The 16438-nt window shown below is 46.3% G+C and carries 12 protein-coding genes; 6 read left to right on the forward strand and 6 right to left on the reverse strand.

The genetic code is table 11. The features are described from left to right. Positions 1-34: 34 nt before the first annotated feature. Positions 35-1174, reverse strand: a complete 1140-nt coding sequence (locus Q1A41_RS19415; protein WP_299982564.1) for a serine hydrolase domain-containing protein — start codon at positions 1172-1174, stop codon at positions 35-37. 234 nt (positions 1175-1408) lie between these two features. Here Q1A41_RS19415 and Q1A41_RS19420 point away from each other — a divergent pair, with 234 nt between their 5' ends. Then, positions 1409-2233, forward strand: coding sequence for a UDP-2,3-diacylglucosamine diphosphatase (locus Q1A41_RS19420; RefSeq protein ID WP_299982567.1), 825 nt, complete (start codon positions 1409-1411; stop codon positions 2231-2233). Between the two features lie 208 nt (positions 2234-2441). Here Q1A41_RS19420 and Q1A41_RS19425 read toward each other — a convergent pair whose 3' ends face one another. Continuing rightward, positions 2442-3233 (reverse strand): ion transporter, encoded by a 792-nt coding sequence (locus tag Q1A41_RS19425; protein ID WP_299982596.1) that lies wholly within the window; start codon positions 3231-3233, stop codon positions 2442-2444. A 189-nt stretch (positions 3234-3422) separates the two neighbouring features. Here Q1A41_RS19425 and Q1A41_RS19430 point away from each other — a divergent pair, with 189 nt between their 5' ends. From Q1A41_RS19430 to lnt, 3 genes are read left to right on the forward strand one after another with little or no spacing between them, the layout of a single operon-like run. Further along, positions 3423-3770, forward strand: coding sequence for a hypothetical protein (locus Q1A41_RS19430; RefSeq protein ID WP_299982569.1), 348 nt, complete (start codon positions 3423-3425; stop codon positions 3768-3770). Continuing rightward, on the forward strand, positions 3763-4086 hold the full coding sequence (yciH, locus tag Q1A41_RS19435) for a stress response translation initiation inhibitor YciH (protein ID WP_363322492.1): 324 nt from the start codon (positions 3763-3765) through the stop codon (positions 4084-4086). The genes Q1A41_RS19430 and yciH overlap by 8 nt, the downstream gene beginning before the upstream one ends. Before the next feature lie 6 nt (positions 4087-4092). After that, positions 4093-5622 carry an apolipoprotein N-acyltransferase gene (gene lnt, locus Q1A41_RS19440; protein ID WP_299982572.1) on the forward strand — a complete coding sequence of 510 codons (1530 nt, stop codon included), beginning with the start codon at positions 4093-4095 and terminating at the stop codon, positions 5620-5622. Here the strand turns inward: lnt and Q1A41_RS19445 are convergent. Further along, positions 5605-6000, reverse strand: coding sequence for a hypothetical protein (locus tag Q1A41_RS19445; protein ID WP_299982575.1), 396 nt, complete (start codon positions 5998-6000; stop codon positions 5605-5607). The two genes, lnt and Q1A41_RS19445, sit on opposite strands and share 18 nt — an antisense overlap. 362 nt (positions 6001-6362) lie before the next feature. Here Q1A41_RS19445 and Q1A41_RS19450 point away from each other — a divergent pair, with 362 nt between their 5' ends. Next, on the forward strand, positions 6363-7211 hold the full coding sequence (locus tag Q1A41_RS19450) for a DUF6279 family lipoprotein (protein WP_299982578.1): 849 nt from the start codon (positions 6363-6365) through the stop codon (positions 7209-7211). 2 nt (positions 7212-7213) lie between these two features. Here Q1A41_RS19450 and Q1A41_RS19455 read toward each other — a convergent pair whose 3' ends face one another. Genes Q1A41_RS19455 through Q1A41_RS19465 form a run of 3 tightly spaced genes read right to left on the reverse strand, consistent with a single transcriptional unit; the run spans position 7214 to position 10113 of the window. Beyond that, positions 7214-7849 (reverse strand): TetR/AcrR family transcriptional regulator, encoded by a 636-nt coding sequence (locus Q1A41_RS19455; RefSeq protein WP_299982581.1) that lies wholly within the window; start codon positions 7847-7849, stop codon positions 7214-7216. A gap of 41 nt (positions 7850-7890) precedes the next feature. Then, the gene (locus Q1A41_RS19460) at positions 7891-8484 is read right to left on the reverse strand and encodes a 1-acyl-sn-glycerol-3-phosphate acyltransferase (RefSeq protein ID WP_299982584.1); all 594 of its coding nucleotides are present in this window, start codon (positions 8482-8484) and stop codon (positions 7891-7893) included. Positions 8485-8526: 42 nt separating this feature from the next. After that, positions 8527-10113, reverse strand: coding sequence for a peptide chain release factor 3 (locus Q1A41_RS19465; protein WP_299982587.1), 1587 nt, complete (start codon positions 10111-10113; stop codon positions 8527-8529). A gap of 381 nt (positions 10114-10494) precedes the next feature. Here Q1A41_RS19465 and Q1A41_RS19470 point away from each other — a divergent pair, with 381 nt between their 5' ends. After that, positions 10495-16089, forward strand: a complete 5595-nt coding sequence (locus Q1A41_RS19470; protein ID WP_299982590.1) for an AAA family ATPase — start codon at positions 10495-10497, stop codon at positions 16087-16089. The last annotated feature ends 349 nt before the right edge of the window (positions 16090-16438 follow it).

Below are 16438 nucleotides of genomic sequence, written 5' to 3' on the forward strand. Positions count from 1 at the left end.
AACGCTCGCTATTATAGCGGCTGCGAGAACTCGATTACAGGCATTGATAAGCCGCTTCGATCAAGCGGATAGCCCGTGGATCGATCAATAAGCTTTGCCCCATATCTCGGGTGGTGTAAGAGAAGGCGATATCGTATTTAGGATCTGCAAAACCTAAGCAGCCGCCAGCACCTGGGTGACCAAAACCTTCACGGCCAAAGCGGCACTCGTCACGCTCATCGCTCAACATAAAACCCAAGCCAAAAGACAGCGGGGTTTTTAATACGCGATCACAATCACTATGACTATGCTGCTGCCTTAGGGCCAGTAGCGATTCTTCGCTTAATAGGCGACCTGGCTCTAACAATGCTTGATAGAAGGTAGCCATGCTGCGGGCATTGCTAGTGGCATTACCACCAGGTATTTGCGCTTGACGCCAAGCTTGGGAGTTGGTGCCCACCATGATAGACATGGGATTAGTAAAGGCTTTTTGGGTAACACCGCCCGGCTCGTCTTTAAATATGCCCATTAGTTTGGCGGCATCTTTTGGCACATGGGCAGGCGCTAAACCGCGCACATCGGCCAGCAGGGTTTGTTGATCTTCCGGCAAGCCAAAGCTTGCGCGAATAGCTAGCGGTTTGGAGATATCTTTTTGTACCACATCATTAAAGCGCTCAGCAGAAGCTAGGCGACGGCTAATTTCGCCCCCTAACCAACCAAACAGCATGGGTGAATAACCCTGATCTTGGCCTGGCTCCCACCAAGGCTGATCCTGGGCGATAGCTGCTGTTGCTTGCTGCCAATCATAGATGCTTTCATCGGCCATGGTTTGGCTGAATGCGCTGTAGCCAGAGCGGTGGCTTAAGATGTGCTTTATGGTAACGGTTGAGTTTTCAAACTCGGGCCAGATTTCTTGTAATGGCGTATCTAGGCTTAGGCCGGTGCGCTCAAGCTGTTGCAATACGCTAACCGCTACCAATGCTTTACCAGCTGAGAAGATATTTACGCAGGTATCCTGCTGCCAATCTTGCTGATCTTTTTTATCCTGCTTGCCGCCCCATAAATCGGCCTGTAATTCACCGCGATAATAGACCGCCAGTGCCGCGCCGGTATCACCATGTTGATTAAAGCTTTGGGCAAATGCCTCCGCCAATGGGGCAAACTGACCACTAAAATTACCAGCAACTTCAACCATCTTGATACCTTTTATATGCTTTTTATGTTTTTCGTTCTGTCTATTGTTTGGTACATCTCTCTAGTTTGAATTATTCCACAGGCCATTGCGGCTGTTAACCCAAAAGATATGCTTTAAGCGGTCATCAACTGTTCATATTTCCATCACAGTGCAGTCATAATCCCAAAGCATGCTGCCAGCTAATAAATGGATTTCCAGCAAGCAGCTGGTCAAGCAACAAAAAGGGCCCGCAATATGTCCATTAATAAACACAGCCCCAGTATGAACCCAGTACAGTGGCGCACTCTGTGGATCTCGGATGTCCACCTTGGTACTAAAGATTGCAAGGCTGAGTTGCTTAATAATTTTTTAAAGCATCACCAGGCGGAGCAGCTGTATTTGGTGGGGGATATCTTGGACGGTTGGCGTATGCAAAATGGCGTTTATTGGCAGCGTTCTTTCACTCGCCTGATTCGCCGTATTTTAAAGCTCTCTAAACAAGGTGTGCCAATTCACTATATCACCGGCAACCATGATGAGTTTCTGCGCAAATACGCCAATAATGCTTTAGACAATATCCGCTTGGTTAACCGCTGTGTGCACACAACCAAAGATGGCCGTCGTTTATTGGTCATTCACGGCGATCAATTTGATGGTGTGGCCCGTGCTACTCGTTGGTTAAAGTTTATCGGTGATAAGGGCTACGATTTATTGATGTTCCTTAATCGCTGTTATAACCGCTGGCGTGAAAAGTCGGGCCTTGGTTATTGGTCGTTGGCGAGCTTTTTGAAATCACGCATTAAGCGCGCAAAAACCTATATTGAGGAATATGAGAACGGTGTGGCTTATGCGGCCAGTCGCCAGGGTTACGATGGGGTTGTCTGTGGTCATATCCACCATGCGGCCCATAAAACCATTAATGGTATTGAGTACTACAATACCGGCGATTGGGTGGAATCCTGTACGGCTTTGGCGGAAGATCATCAGGGGCAAATACATTTATTGCATTGGCCGGAGATGAAGAGTTTGGGTGGGAGTGATGACTCAAAGGAACTATCAGAGCAGGCCAGCGCAGCATAGAAACCTTCTACAATACTCGATAAGAAAGCCCTAAGCAGAGTGTCATAGCCCTAGTTCTCTTTGCTAGGGCGTCTTCGACTTGGAGGAGAAGGCGAACTTGGATGGACCCAGCTTTTTGTGTCCCTCGCAAAGAGAACTAGGGCTATGATACTCGTTCAGATCTGCACATCTTTACAACTCTGCCCTCTATAAAAGTGCGGTTAGCAATCTACCCCGGCGGCGGCAACTCATGCCCGCAAGCTTTACAGTGCTTCGAATCATGCTCATGTCCAGCCTTGCCACACTCTTCACAAAAGCGATGATCGCGGTGAGTTTGAATCTCGCGAGATAGCTCGGCCGTTAGAATGCCCGTCGGCACCGCAATAATGGAATAACCCGTCAGCATTACAAAACCGGCCACCATCTGCCCCGCCGTTGTTTGTGGGGTGATATCACCGTAGCCTACCGTGGTAATTGTAACGATACACCAGTAGATGCTCTTTGGAATCGATGTAAAACCATGGGCCGGGCCTTCGACGACGTACATCAAAGAGCCAAACATCATTGCCAATACCAGTACCGTCGCAAAGAAAACAAAGATCTTTTGTCGTGATGCCAATAAGGCCCGAATAAGCACATTGGCTTCAGATAGATAGTTAGCTAATTTGAGAACTCGGAAAATCCGTAAAACACGCAGGATACGAATCATCAATAGATAGGTTGCATCACCACTGATCAATGATAAGTACATCGGTAGGATAGAGAGCAGATCAACAATGCCATAAAAACTACTGGCATAAGCCCAGCGGCTTTTGGCGCAGTATAAGCGCGCCACATATTCAAGCGTGAATATCGCAGTAAAGGCCCACTCTAAGCCCCAGAACACCTCTCGATAAGCTTCACCAATCCAGCTTACCGAATCCAGCATAACCACCAGCACACTGAGCAGGATGACATAGATCAGCACGATATCGAAGGCCTTACCTTCCGGGCTGACTGTACCAAAGATAATACGGCGCAACTTTAGCTTTAAACTATCAGCCGCAGGCTCCTGCTTGTCATCGACTTGATTTGCCCCAGACACCATTTGTTCCTTTCTAGCATTAAGCTGCTCATTCTACCCAAACTCTGGCGTATCAGCCAAACTCGCCTAAAGCTATGAATTGCCATAGGGAATTCATACAATAGGGCTTTTTATAAGGAACACGCTGTGCCTTTAAACCTTAAAGCACTGCAATGCCCACACTGCCAACATAAGCTTAGTAAAGCCGAGCAGGCCGATAAGCTCTGGCGCAAGCAATTACTCGCCCGCGAGCCGGTAAGTTGCCCTAATTGTGGGGGGTATAGCAAGCTACCAGAGCAAGCGGAAAAACTGATCTCGGTTGGGGTGTTATGCTGCCTGATTATTGCGCCGCTGCTAGCCTATTGGCGAGATAGCGCAATGCCAGCTTTATCATTGTTTGCCCTCGGTATAGCCATGATAGTGATGGGTGCCGCCCAGCAGCAGCTGCAAGCGTGTGACCACAGCCAAAATCAGAAAGAAGATCATCATGAGTAAAAATTCCCGCCTCGTTTATTCCACCGATCAAGGTCGTGTAAAAGAAGAGAAAGAAGTTGCTAGCGCACCTGAAGGTGATGGCATTGTTCGCATCATGCGTGAAACCAAAGGTCGCAAGGGCAAAGGCGTTACCCTGGTCACCGGTTTACAAATGGAAGCGGCTGAACTTAAAAAGCTAGCCAAACGCTTGAAGCAACTTTGTGGCACTGGCGGCAGTGTGAAAGATTTTGTGATTGAGATTCAAGGTGATCAACGCGAAGTCATTAAGGCCGAGTTAGAAAAACAAGGTCATACGGTTAAGCTGGCCGGCGGATAATACATAATGATGAAACTGCTTCGCGAGCAGAAAAAGCTGCCCTACTTATTTTCTCTTGCTTGCGGTGCAAGCCTACCTTTGGCAATGGCTCCTTTTGATATCTGGCCCATTGCCATTATCGCTTTAAGCCTATGGTTTCGCCTGCTGCTCGATAAACAGCATTCGCTAGGCTGGCACAGCTTCTTTTTTGGTAGCGGCTTGTTTGGCATTGGCGCTTCGTGGGTGTATACCAGCATTCATGATTTTGGGCTGTCATCGGCACCCTTAGCTGGGGCCTTAACCGGCATATTTGTTCTCGCCTTAGCGTTTTTGTTCTGTATACCTTTTGTTATTTTTCAGCGTATCGTAGAAAAATTTAGTAGCACCGCTCGGCGTGATTCCAGCTTTGTGTTGGCGCTTGCAGCGGTATACGTTTTAGGCGAATGGAGCCGTAGCTGGCTGTTTACTGGTTTTCCTTGGCTATATGTGGGCTACAGCCAGATCACAACATCACTTGCCGGCTGGGCGCCTATCGGAGGTGTCTTCTTATTGGACTTTGCTTTGGCTCTTTCGGCCGCAGCACTTGCCTTAGGTTTGGCGAAGCAAGGGCTAAGCCGCAAAGCAAAATATCTAGCCTTGGCGCTGCTGCCTTGGCTCGCGGGCTTAGCTCTTCAAACCCTGCAATGGGCAGCGCCGCAAGGCGACAAGATTAAAGTCGCGATGATTCAAGCCAATATTCCACAAGAGCTAAAGTGGAAGCCGCATTTTCTGCAAACCACCATTGATCGTTACTTAAGTTTAAGCGATGAGCTTTGGGAAGATAGCGATTGGCTTATCTGGCCAGAGGCCGCTATTCCACTACCGCTACATCGAGCGAGAACCGTTTACGATTTAGTAGAGGAACGTGCGAAAGCTAGCCAAACCTTATTTATTACGGGCAGCTTGGTACGTGAGAATGGTCGCTATCATAACTCCGCTGTAGCACTCGGCATGGGTGATGGTGCTTACCACAAGCGCAAGCTTGTGCCCTTTGGGGAATATGTGCCCTTAGAGGAATGGCTGCGCGGGACGATTAGCTTTTTTAATCTGCCTACCTCGATTATTAAACCGGGCCCAGAAAATTACAGCCGTTTAAATAATCATTTGCAAGCTGGCACTCAGCTTACGCCATTAATTTGTTATGAGATTGTGTACCCCGAGCTGGCACGCGCGAAAGATAATGAACACCCTGTTTTGATTACCCTCAGCAACGATGCCTGGTTTGGTAAATCAATTGGGCCTTTGCAGCATATGCAAATAGCGCAAATGCGCGCTTTAGAGAATCAGCGTTATTTATTGCGAGCAACTAACACCGGAATCACCGCGATTGTGGGGCCTGATGGAAAAATACTTAAGCAGGCCGAGCAATTTAAACAGACTCATCTAAGCGGCGAAATCTATCAAATGCAAGGCAGCACACCGTTTGCACGTTTCGGCAATTTATTGGCCTTGCTGTGCTGCTTGCTATCGCTGGCTTTGTTTGGCCATAAACAATGGCGCTTACACCGCTTGGCGTAACTCACCTTGAGGAATCACTTCCAGCAATTTCGAAACATGATCTAGCTCGATTTGGCTCAACATTTTCATTGAATAGCTGACTGGCTTTTCGCCAGATAACTTCAAGGAAAAACGCCCCAGAATCGGCCCGCTGGCGGGAGAAAAGACATAGCGATAGAATTCGCAGTCACTCGCCTGCAGCTCGAACTTGTCTAATAGTTGCTGAATATAGGTCAAGCTGTTGGCGGCAATTGCCTGCTGACCATGACGGTTGTGCTCGGCCATAAATACCATTTTGTGGCCATGATTATCGTACAAGCTAACTCGTATTGTAGCTGCTTGCTCCATTCGATCTAAGAGCTCAACATCCTCCAAATTTGGAAGAATATCTGCTTTCACTTATCGTCCCCCTAGACAAAAAGCCTTGTACCCAATTTCTTTTAGCCATTTTGTATACAATTTCAAAGTGCTTTTATTCAGCGCTTTTAAAAGTTGTGGCTTTATATTGTGGTTTTATATTTATGGCGTTCTTTATGGTGTTCTTTATAGTGCTCTATTAGTTTATAGGCTTACTGCGTTACCCCAAAGCCAATAAACAACGGCCTAACAGCCTGTTAAACCCGCATTCTGACCCGATCAAGCAGCGACAAAACTCAAAGGACATTGCACTAAATGAAATTTTTATCGTCTAATGCAATGGCGGGTATAACCGCATGTTACTTTCTAACGCCAAACTTAACAAGAGCTGAACAGGATAATCCATGGCCATCTATCGTCGCCTTATACTTCTTATCGGCATATTGCTACTCAGTGCTTGCAGCAGCCAATATGCATATCGATTAGCCGATTGGTGGTTGGAAAACCAAATCGAAGAGTACCTCGACTTAAATCGCGAGCAGCAGCAGAAGTTAGCAGAAGCCATTGATGACTGGCATGTTTGGCACCAGCAAGAAGAGCTGCCGCGCTACCAAGAAATTCTGGCAAGCCTGCAACAAAGCTTGGAGCAAGGTGAAATCTCTCCAGAGCAAATTCTAAAGCTCGAAGAAGAGGCTCAATCAGCATGGAAGCGCCTACTGCATAAAGGCGGCCCCTTACTAGCCGAACTCACATTGGATCAAGATGAAAAGCAAAGACAGCAGTTATACAAGCAGATCGAAGAAAACAATGAAGAGCTTAGCGAAAAGTTCAACGATCGCAGCGCCGAAGAGCGTCGCGAGCGCGGCCGCAAAGGTATGGAAAAGCAAGCCAAAGAGTATCTAGGCAAGCTCAGTTCAGAACAAAAAGCTAGAATTAAACAGTGGTCTGAAGAGTTTCAACTGGGCGCTGAAATCGAGCTGACTGAGCGCTTGCGCTGGCAAGAGCAATTTAGGGCTGTCTTAGAAGCGCCAAGAGATGAACATAGCCAAGCAAAATTAATGGCCTTATTTGATAACCCAAGAGAAAACTGGACCGAGGAAAAACGCCAGTTAACGGACATTAATCGCCCATTGCAGCGCCAGTTATTTAGTGACCTATTAAAGCTGAGTAGCGATAAGCAAAAAGCTCGCTTACTAAAAACGCTTAAAAAATATCAAAAACTATTGGAGAAAATGGCCCAGCAAAAGCTCTAAGCTTAAGCTGGCTTTTGAGCTTCAATAGCGGCCCAAATATAGGTGAAGCAGTCTTCAGCATAATCCGATAGCTGATCTGCTTTGCCTTCATACAGGCACCAGCTGATCACACGGTTAATACCACCGGCGATCATTTCTGAAATAACATCATCGCGCAAATCACCCCGCACCAAACCTTGCTCCAAAGCCAGGCGATATACATCACGACCAATTTGACGGTGCTGAAAATGCGCAGGAGATGCACTTTGCAGCCAATAGGCGATAGGGATATTCAAGAAGACCATGCGAGCAACTTCTGGCCTTTGCTGATAAAAACCCAAAATCACATCAACTTGAGCACGAACTTTATCCCGTATAGATATGGCCTGCTCTACTTTCTCTGCGGTCAGATCCGCTAAATCCTGCAAATCTTGCTCTACACAGGCCGCCAGTAGCTGCTCTTTATTACCAAAGTACTTATAAACAGTTTTCGGACTAACCTTCGCTTGAGTACAGATATCGCGAATACCCACCTCATGGAACAAGCCCTGCGAAAACAAGCTAACCAATACTGTGCGCAACTTTTCAAGAGCGGCCGGAGAGATTAAGCGCTTGTCCGCACTCTCCTGCTCTGTGTTTGCTACTTGGCTCTCGCTCATTTTATACCTTTTAATCTTTGGCTTTTATCCGATTTACGAACCTACTGGTGTTCCGGAGAAATACCAACAAACTTCTCGTTAACGTAATCTCGCAACTCATCGGCTTCAGCCTCATAGTTACCTTGGCTGTAGTAGCTCTTATCAATCACGATTCGCTTTCCGGGGCCATCAAAGCCAATCACAACAACAGGAACCTCACAGCGATGGGCAATGCGAATAAAGCCTGTTTTCCACTTATCTACCTTTGAGCGTGTACCTTCGGGGGTAATGGCTACCCAACATTTATCATGCTCGGCATAGTAGCTGGCTACCTGCTCTACCACGCCGCCAGCTGCGGAGCGATCGGTAGGAATACCGCCCAACCATTTCCAGGTACCCGCCATAGGCCAGAAAAAAGCTTCTTTTTTCATTAGGTAAGAGATTTTTACGCCTAGGCCCATAATAGCTGGCATGGCAACCACGAAATCCCAATTAGAAGTGTGCGGCGCTAGTGCCACCATGATCTTCTTTTCATTGGGCAAGGTGCCCTCAAGAGTCCAACCAAACATACGCAATAAGCAACGACCTAGCCAACGGCTAAAGGCGTTACCTAGGCGGGGCATATTCTCGGGGGCTTCAGTTTTAATCGGTCCCATTACTTCACCTACTTACTCTTCACAGTCACAGCTATTTTATTATTAGTGTTCTCGAGTTGAGCGGAATACTACCTCAGGGTAGCGCTCTTCACTCAATGATAGATTAACCCGCGTGGGTGCCAGATACGTTAAGTGACCACCACCATCAAGCGCTAAATTGTCTGAACATTTGCGCTTAAACTCTTCAAACTTTTTATCATCTTCTGATTCTACCCAGCGCGCGGTATTCACATTTACCGATTCGTAAATAGCATCTACCTTGTATTCATCTTTCAAGCGATAGGCAACCACTTCAAACTGCAGAACCCCCACCGCACCGACAATAATGTCATTGGAATTTAGCGGGAAAAATACCTGGGTAGAGCCCTCTTCCGATAGCTGCTGCAAACCTTTTTGTAACTGCTTGGTTTTTAGAGGATCTTTCAAACGAATACGGCGGAACATTTCCGGCGCAAAGTGTGGGATACCAGTGAATTTCAGCACCTCACCTTCAGTGAAAGTATCACCGATTTGGATAGTGCCGTGATTGTGCAGACCGATAATATCACCCGACATAGCTTCATCTAATAGCTCACGCTCACCAGCTTTAAAGCTAACAGCATCGGCAATTTTTACATCTTTGCCCAAACGCACATGGCGCATTTTCATGCCCTTGGTATATTTGCCAGAGCAGATACGCATAAAGGCAATACGATCTCGGTGTTTTGGATCCATATTGGCCTGAATTTTAAAAACAAAACCACTGAATTTTTCTTCAACCGGATCAACTTCGCGGGTTTCAGTATTGCGAGCCAATGGCGCTGGTGCCCATTCAACAAAGTCATCCAGCATTTCGCGCACACCAAAGTTGGCCAGTGCGGTGCCGAAGAAAACCGGAGTTAGCTTACCCGCCAAGAAAGCTTCTTGATCCCACTCATGGCTAGCGCCACGTACCAACTCAATTTCTTCTAGATAATCTTCGTAATAAACGCCCAACAGCTCTTTAGCTTCGTCCGATTCAATACCTTCAATACGTACATCATCGGTTAACACGTAGTTCTTGCCTTGCTCAAAGACATGAATAGTATCGGTGTAAAGGTTATAAACCCCTTTAAACTCTTTACCCATGCCAATCGGCCAGTTGATCGGAGCAGCTTCGATTTTTAGAACTTCTTCGATCTCGTCCAATAGCTCGATAGGATCGCGAATATCACGGTCCATCTTGTTCACAAAGCCCACGATTGGAGTATCGCGTAAACGACATACATTCATCAGCTTAATGGTGCGGTCTTCCACACCTTTGGCGCCATCGATAACCATCAAGGCTGAATCCACAGCGGTTAGGGTTCGGTAGGTATCTTCAGAGAAGTCTTCGTGACCTGGGGTGTCCAGCAGGTTGACCATGCGTCCACGATAAGGAAACTGCATAACCGATGAGGTTACCGAGATACCACGCTCCTGTTCCATGCCCATCCAGTCGGAGGTGGCATGGCGATCAGCCTTTTTGCCTTTAACTGAGCCCGCCACCTGAATTAACTGACCTAAAAGCAGGAGCTTTTCAGTAATGGTGGTTTTACCCGCATCGGGGTGAGAAATAATGGCAAAGCTACGGCGCTGCTGGATAGCTTCGGTAGTTTCAGTGGTCATCAATATGGCTCTCGGCTACTGTCGATCCCGCGGGGGATAAAAAACCGTGCATTATAACGGCTTGGCGCCAAAACCCCAGCAAATTGCGACCACTAAGCGGATTAGCAAGCACTATATTGATCTAAACCGCTGCCAAAGCGGATCCGGCACCCCCTCTAAATTAGTACGTCTCACAAGTGGCGACTCAGGCCTTAAAACTAATAAATTGGTACGAATTTGCTAAGCGGCGACTCCGGCTACCCGATCCCTGCGCTAAACTAATGCCGTTCACACTCATTGAGAAGTAGGGAAGTAAAGCGCCAAGCCACCATTAACGCAATGCGAGAGGCTGATTGCGCGCGATGTGCCTATTATAAAAATAGCAAAGGCATTAAGGGGACAGCGGTGCAGGAACACTTTGAGATTAACGACCAAATTCATAGTGGTCGTTACTGCAATATATATCGGGCTATTCGTCGCTCCGATGGCACCCCTGTGATCTTAAAAACCTGCCATGTAGAACATCAACAGCGCCACTTTGAACAACTACAAAGTGAGTACCAACTATCACAAAAACTCAGAAGCCGTCGATCTGTAAGACCCATTGATATCCACAATCTTAGCAATCAGCTAGTCGTCGTTTATCGCGACGATGCGCTATCTCCACTAGGACAACATATCCCCGGCACAGGTTTGCAACTAGGTCGCTTTTTACGTATTGCCCAAGAGATTTGCAAGGCTCTGTTTGAGCTTCACAGCCAAGGACTTGCCCATCGCAATATCAGCCCCGACAATATTGTGGTTGATGATAGTTTTGACACAGCAAAGCTCATCGACTTCGGGCAAGCCAGTCGCTTCACCGAGCACAATATTGAATTTGAGTTGCCGCCTAGCCTACTCGACTCTTTAGCCTATATCTCACCAGAGCAAACCGGCCGCACCAATACGGCTGTCGACTGGCGTAGTGACATCTACTCTCTTGGCTGCTGCTTCTACTATATGCTCACCGGCGCCCCACCCTTTAATGCCGATGAAGCCGCCGATCTTATTTATGCCCATATTGCGCACGATCCCAAGCCAATACATTTATTACGCGAAGACCTGCCAAAATCCCTATCCGCTTTACTGAATAAGCTCTTGGATAAAGAGCCGGAGAATCGCTACCAAAATCTAAAGCTGGTGTTAGAGGACTTCAAACGCATAGAGCAAAGCCAACTGATTGGGCAGGATATTGAGAACTTTAAACCCAGCAGCGACAGCAATGATCAGCCGATCCGCCTAAGCTCCCTACTCTATGGCCGTGACGAAGAACTCGAACAATTAAATAGCCTACTCAGCCACAGTCGCCACAGCGCCCATGTTATTGAAATTACCGGCGCAGCGGGCATAGGTAAAACCGCACTAATTCGACAACTATTCACCGCCATAGGTGCAGACAAAGGCTTATTCATCAGCGGGAAATTCGATCAGCTAAACCGAGGTAAAGCTTATAGCGCCATTGCCGATGCCCTAGCGGAATTCAGCCGCCAATGCCTTCAACTGCCAGCCGCCGAGTTGGAGTTGATTCGAGATTCCATTCAGGATGCCGTGGGCTCACTCGGCAAGGTGCTGTTAGAAATAGCACCTCAAATGGAAGCCATCATCGGCCAGCAGGCCGAACTAAGCTCGGCCTCTCCTCGAGAAAACACCCAACGCCGCAATCTGCTGATGCAAAATTTCTTTCGCTGCATTTGCTCACAGGGTTTTACCATCGTTCTTTTCTTAGATGATTTACAGTGGGCTGATAGCGCCAGCATCGCGCTAATGGAAGCCATGATAGATGCCCCTAACAAAGGCTTTATGTGTTTTCTCTCTTATCGCAATCAAGAGGTAAGCGACGTACACCCTGCAAGCAGCTTCTTAGAAAAACTGCCCAAGCGAGCTATAGAGCACCATAAAATTGAGTTACAAGATTTAAGCAGCCAGGCGATTCGGCGATGGCTGGGAGAGCTGCTAGAAAACAATCAAAGCCAGCTAGATACATTATGTACTCAAATCACCTTGCGCTCGGCTGGCAACCCTTTCCATATTCAAAGCCTGCTTAATAAACTTATTCGCGATGAAAATATTTACCGTAACGAGCTAGGCATCGTTGAAGTTGATATTGAACAGCTTAAAAAGTTAGCGGTAGGCGGTATTATTAATCACCTCCAAGAGCAGATCGAACAACTTGATGAGGGCAGTAAAGCCTTCCTAGAACAGCTGGCCGTGTTGGGCAATCGTTTTAGCATTCAGCAAATTAACACCGTCAATAACTGCGTACTATCAAGCTACGAAGAAACGCTGGAAAGCTTAATCAAGGCAAAGCTGCTGATTAAGGTAGAACAGAATATTTTATTTGTTCACGACCGTATTCAACAAGCCACAATTGAAGGTCTAAGTGAAGAAAAAATTTGCCAGTACCACCTTAATGCTGGGCGCAGCATTCTCGCTAAGCTGCAAAGCCAGAACGAAGAAATTATTAATGCAGAGAAGTTTATCCAACACTTCAATGCCGCCGAGCCATATATCAATGAGCCCGATGAGCGACTGCTATTGGCCAGGTTAAATATTCAACAAGGTAAACAATATAAATTTAATGCAGCCTATCAACTTGCACTCGATAGTTTCGAGATGGCGTTAAAGTTTATCCCCGGATCACCATTTAACACAGATCATCACCTAGCAATTGATCTATACAGCAATTTGGGGGAAGTGTTATTCCTAAATCAGCAGTATAAAAAAGGTGAAGAAGCCTTTGCGAAGGTATCGAAAAACGCAAAGTCACCCATCGAAAAAGCCAACACCTCTATCATTCAGTTTAGGCATTTTGCTTCTAATCAAAATTTACCGTTAGCGGTTAAGACACTTAAACAATCATTAGCCGAGCTAGAAATAGAGCTGCCCAATAAGAACCTAGAACACAAGGCCATTGAAGAATTCAGCAATACGGTTGGTGCTATCTTAGAATACGGCATCCACGATATGGTGAGCATGCCACTGTGTAAAGATCATCTCGCCATAGCACAGCAAGAGGTGCTGGTTGTCGGCAGCCTGCCAGCCTATTTGGGCGCACCTGAAATCTTTCCTTTTATGGTATATCAAAGCATTAATATATCACTCCAAAAAGGGATGTCAGATCACTCCCCTTTGGGCATGATGGCCATGGCAGGCATTCTATTTGCCGCCGAACAAGTCGAAATGGGGATCGAGTTAGGTGAGGCGGCATTAAACCAATCCACTTTAATAGACGATCGCGGAATTCGCACTCAGCTGTACACCATGTACGCCTGTAACACCTTTCACTTTCATGCGCCCGGCAGGGATGTTTATGAGTATTTCGATATGGCCGCCGAGTTTGCCATGGAAGCCAGTGACTACGACTACGGATCAATGGCCGCTTCGCAAAGACCCTATTACGCTTGGAACTTTGACCCTAATTTAGACGATATACTAAAGAGCCTGCCCAGCGTACACCGAAAGCTGGAAGAGTTTGGTAAAGATGACCCCATCTTTATGAATAAGTTTTTATGGGAGTTCCTAAGCACACTAACGGACAAAAACAGTGATGGCATCAGCTTTTCTGGTGAGCATATCGATGAAAAATGGCTGCACGAGTATCTTAGTGAAAGAAAACATTTTACCTACTTAGGTATCTACACCACCTTAAAGCTGCAAGCGATGCTCATAATGCAGCAAATAGATAAGGCCATTGCTTACAGCCCCACCGTAAAAAGTTATATAGATACCATGCCTGGAGCCATGGTAGTGTTTCTATATCGCTTATGCAGCTCGTTGGCGCTGCTGCAAAAAGGCTTAGGGCAAGGTCTGAACGAAGATCAGTACCAACATGTTAATGACAGTATTCGCTTGCTTAGTAATTTCGCCCCTTACTGCCCCGATAACTTTCTAGGCAAGCAAAAGCTGCTAGAAGCCGCACTGGCCGCACAAGCTGCGGAGCTTGCCGAAGCCATTCCACTGTTTGAAGATGCCTTACAAACCATACAACAATCATTGATTCCTATCGATCAGGCGCTAGGCCATGAGTTTTTTGCCCGTTACCTGTTGAGCAAAAATATCCGTAGCTACGCTTTTATACAGCTAGAGCTTGCCTACAACTGCTATGAGAAATGGGGACATCTTAGCAAATGCTCAGCGCTAGAAAGCGAATTCCCAGAACTTATAAAAAACGATCAAAGCGATAGCCACAATCTAAATGCACAGCTGAATCTAGACGCATTAAGCAGCAGCATCGAGCTGCTGTCAGAAGTTAAGGAAATTGACACTCTTTTGACCAAACTACTGGAAACCATTCAACAAAATTCCGGGGCCACCAGCGCCAGTATCATTCTTCATCAAAACCTAGTCACAGAACTAAAAGCCTATAAGATTCTCGACGGAAAAACCGTAGTGTGTATCGATAATAATAAGAGCCTGAGCCAATATCAGTTTAAGCATGAGGTCATTAAGAGTTGCCTATTAGACGAAAAAGATTATGTACTGGAAAGTTTCGACAATTCTGAAAGTGCCTTTGTAGAGCAGGAGTTAAATAAATCCTTGTCGGTGCTAGCAATTAGCCTTCGCCATCAAGCGAAAAGCATCGGGATGATCTATCTAGAAAACAAACATCTTAGCAATGGCTTTAATCGCCAGCATATTCAATTTCTATCTCTTTTAGCTGGGCAAGCGGCTATCGCCATTGAAAATGCACAAGCCTTTACCGACATCAATAAAGAAAAGGACTACAGCGCTAATATTATTAACAACTCCTCCAATATGATTTGCGGTTTAGATAGCAGTGGCAAGGTATTATTTAGCAACCCGATTACCGAACATATAACAGGCTTTAAACAACAGGATTTAATCGGAAAAAATTGGTGGCAACTGCTTTTCCCTGGGGACTCTTATCGACAAGTCGATGATTTGTTTAACAATATGAATAAGGGCCTTAGCAGTAACATCGAAATGCAAATTACTCATCGCGATGGTAGCTGCCGAGATATCCTTTGGAACAGTTTTGCCAACAGCGATGACAATGGTCAAATCGAAGAGATTATTGGTTTTGCAACTGATATCACCATGCAAAACGCAGCGAAGCGAAAAATCATGGGTTTTAATAAAGAGCTGACCCAAAAGGTAGAAGAGCGCACCCTGGAGCTGCGAGCTTCTAATAATGAGTTAACATTCACTATTGATCATCTAAAGGAAACCCAAGAACAGCTTATCGAATCGGAAAAAATGGCTTCTCTAGGAAGTTTAGTGGCAGGCATAGCCCATGAAATTAATACTCCGATTGGCATTAGCGTTACTGCGGTCACCCACTTCAGAGATAAAACTGCCCAGCTAAGCGATGACTATTGCAATGCTCGAATGAGCCAACAGCAGTTAGAGAACTACCTAGAAGAAGGCCACAATGTGGCCGATTTAGCCTACAAGAACCTAAAGAGAGCCGCCGATCTTATTGCCAGTTTTAAGCAAATCTCCGTCGATCAAAGCAGTGGCAAGGTACGTTCCTTTAATCTTCAGGAGTATATGGAAGAATTGCAGCTGAGCTTAGAAACCCAGATCAGCTACCGCAAGATCACACTCCATATCGACTGCCCTATCGATAAGGAGATCACCTCATCCCCAGGCGATTACTCACAGATATTTACCAATCTTTTAAGCAACTCTTTAAAACACGGATTCATGGAGGAGGAGGTAGGTAAAGTAAATATTGGCGCCAAGATTGAAGGCGAGCATATTATTTTTGAATATTGGGATAGTGGCTGCGGTATTCCAGAGAAGAATCTAAAACATATTTTCGATCCGTTCTTTACGACCGGTCACGGCAGAGGCGGCACAGGATTAGGCTTGCACATTCTTTATAATATTGTCAGCCAAAAACTTAACGGTACTATCAAGTGTCAAAGTAAAGAAGGCGAGTGGACAAAGTTTATCCTACGCCTACCACTGGAGCTGCCGAAACAAAATGCTTCTTAAACGGCAAAGGCCAAAGGCGGGGTCAGACCCTTTTGGGGTCTGACCCCAGGTTCCTGCACGATTTAAAGTTCTGCGCCTAAGCCCAACATTTTGATTCGGCTAATTTTTATAGACTGGGTGAGACCTGAAACAACTACCATTTAAGGCGGGGTCAGACCCTTTTGGGGTCTGACCCCAGGTTCCTGCACGATTTAAAATTCTGCGCCTAAGCCCAACATTTTGATTCAGCTAATTTTTATAGACTGGGTGAGACCTGAAACAACTACCACTTAAAGGCGGGGTCAGACCCTTTTGGGGTCTGACCCCAGGTTCCTGCACGATTTAAAATTCTGCGCCTAAGCCCAACATT

The sequence above is a fragment of the uncultured Pseudoteredinibacter sp. genome, from assembly GCF_947502065.1.
In the GTDB taxonomy this organism is placed as follows: Bacteria; Pseudomonadota; Gammaproteobacteria; order Pseudomonadales; family Cellvibrionaceae; genus Pseudoteredinibacter.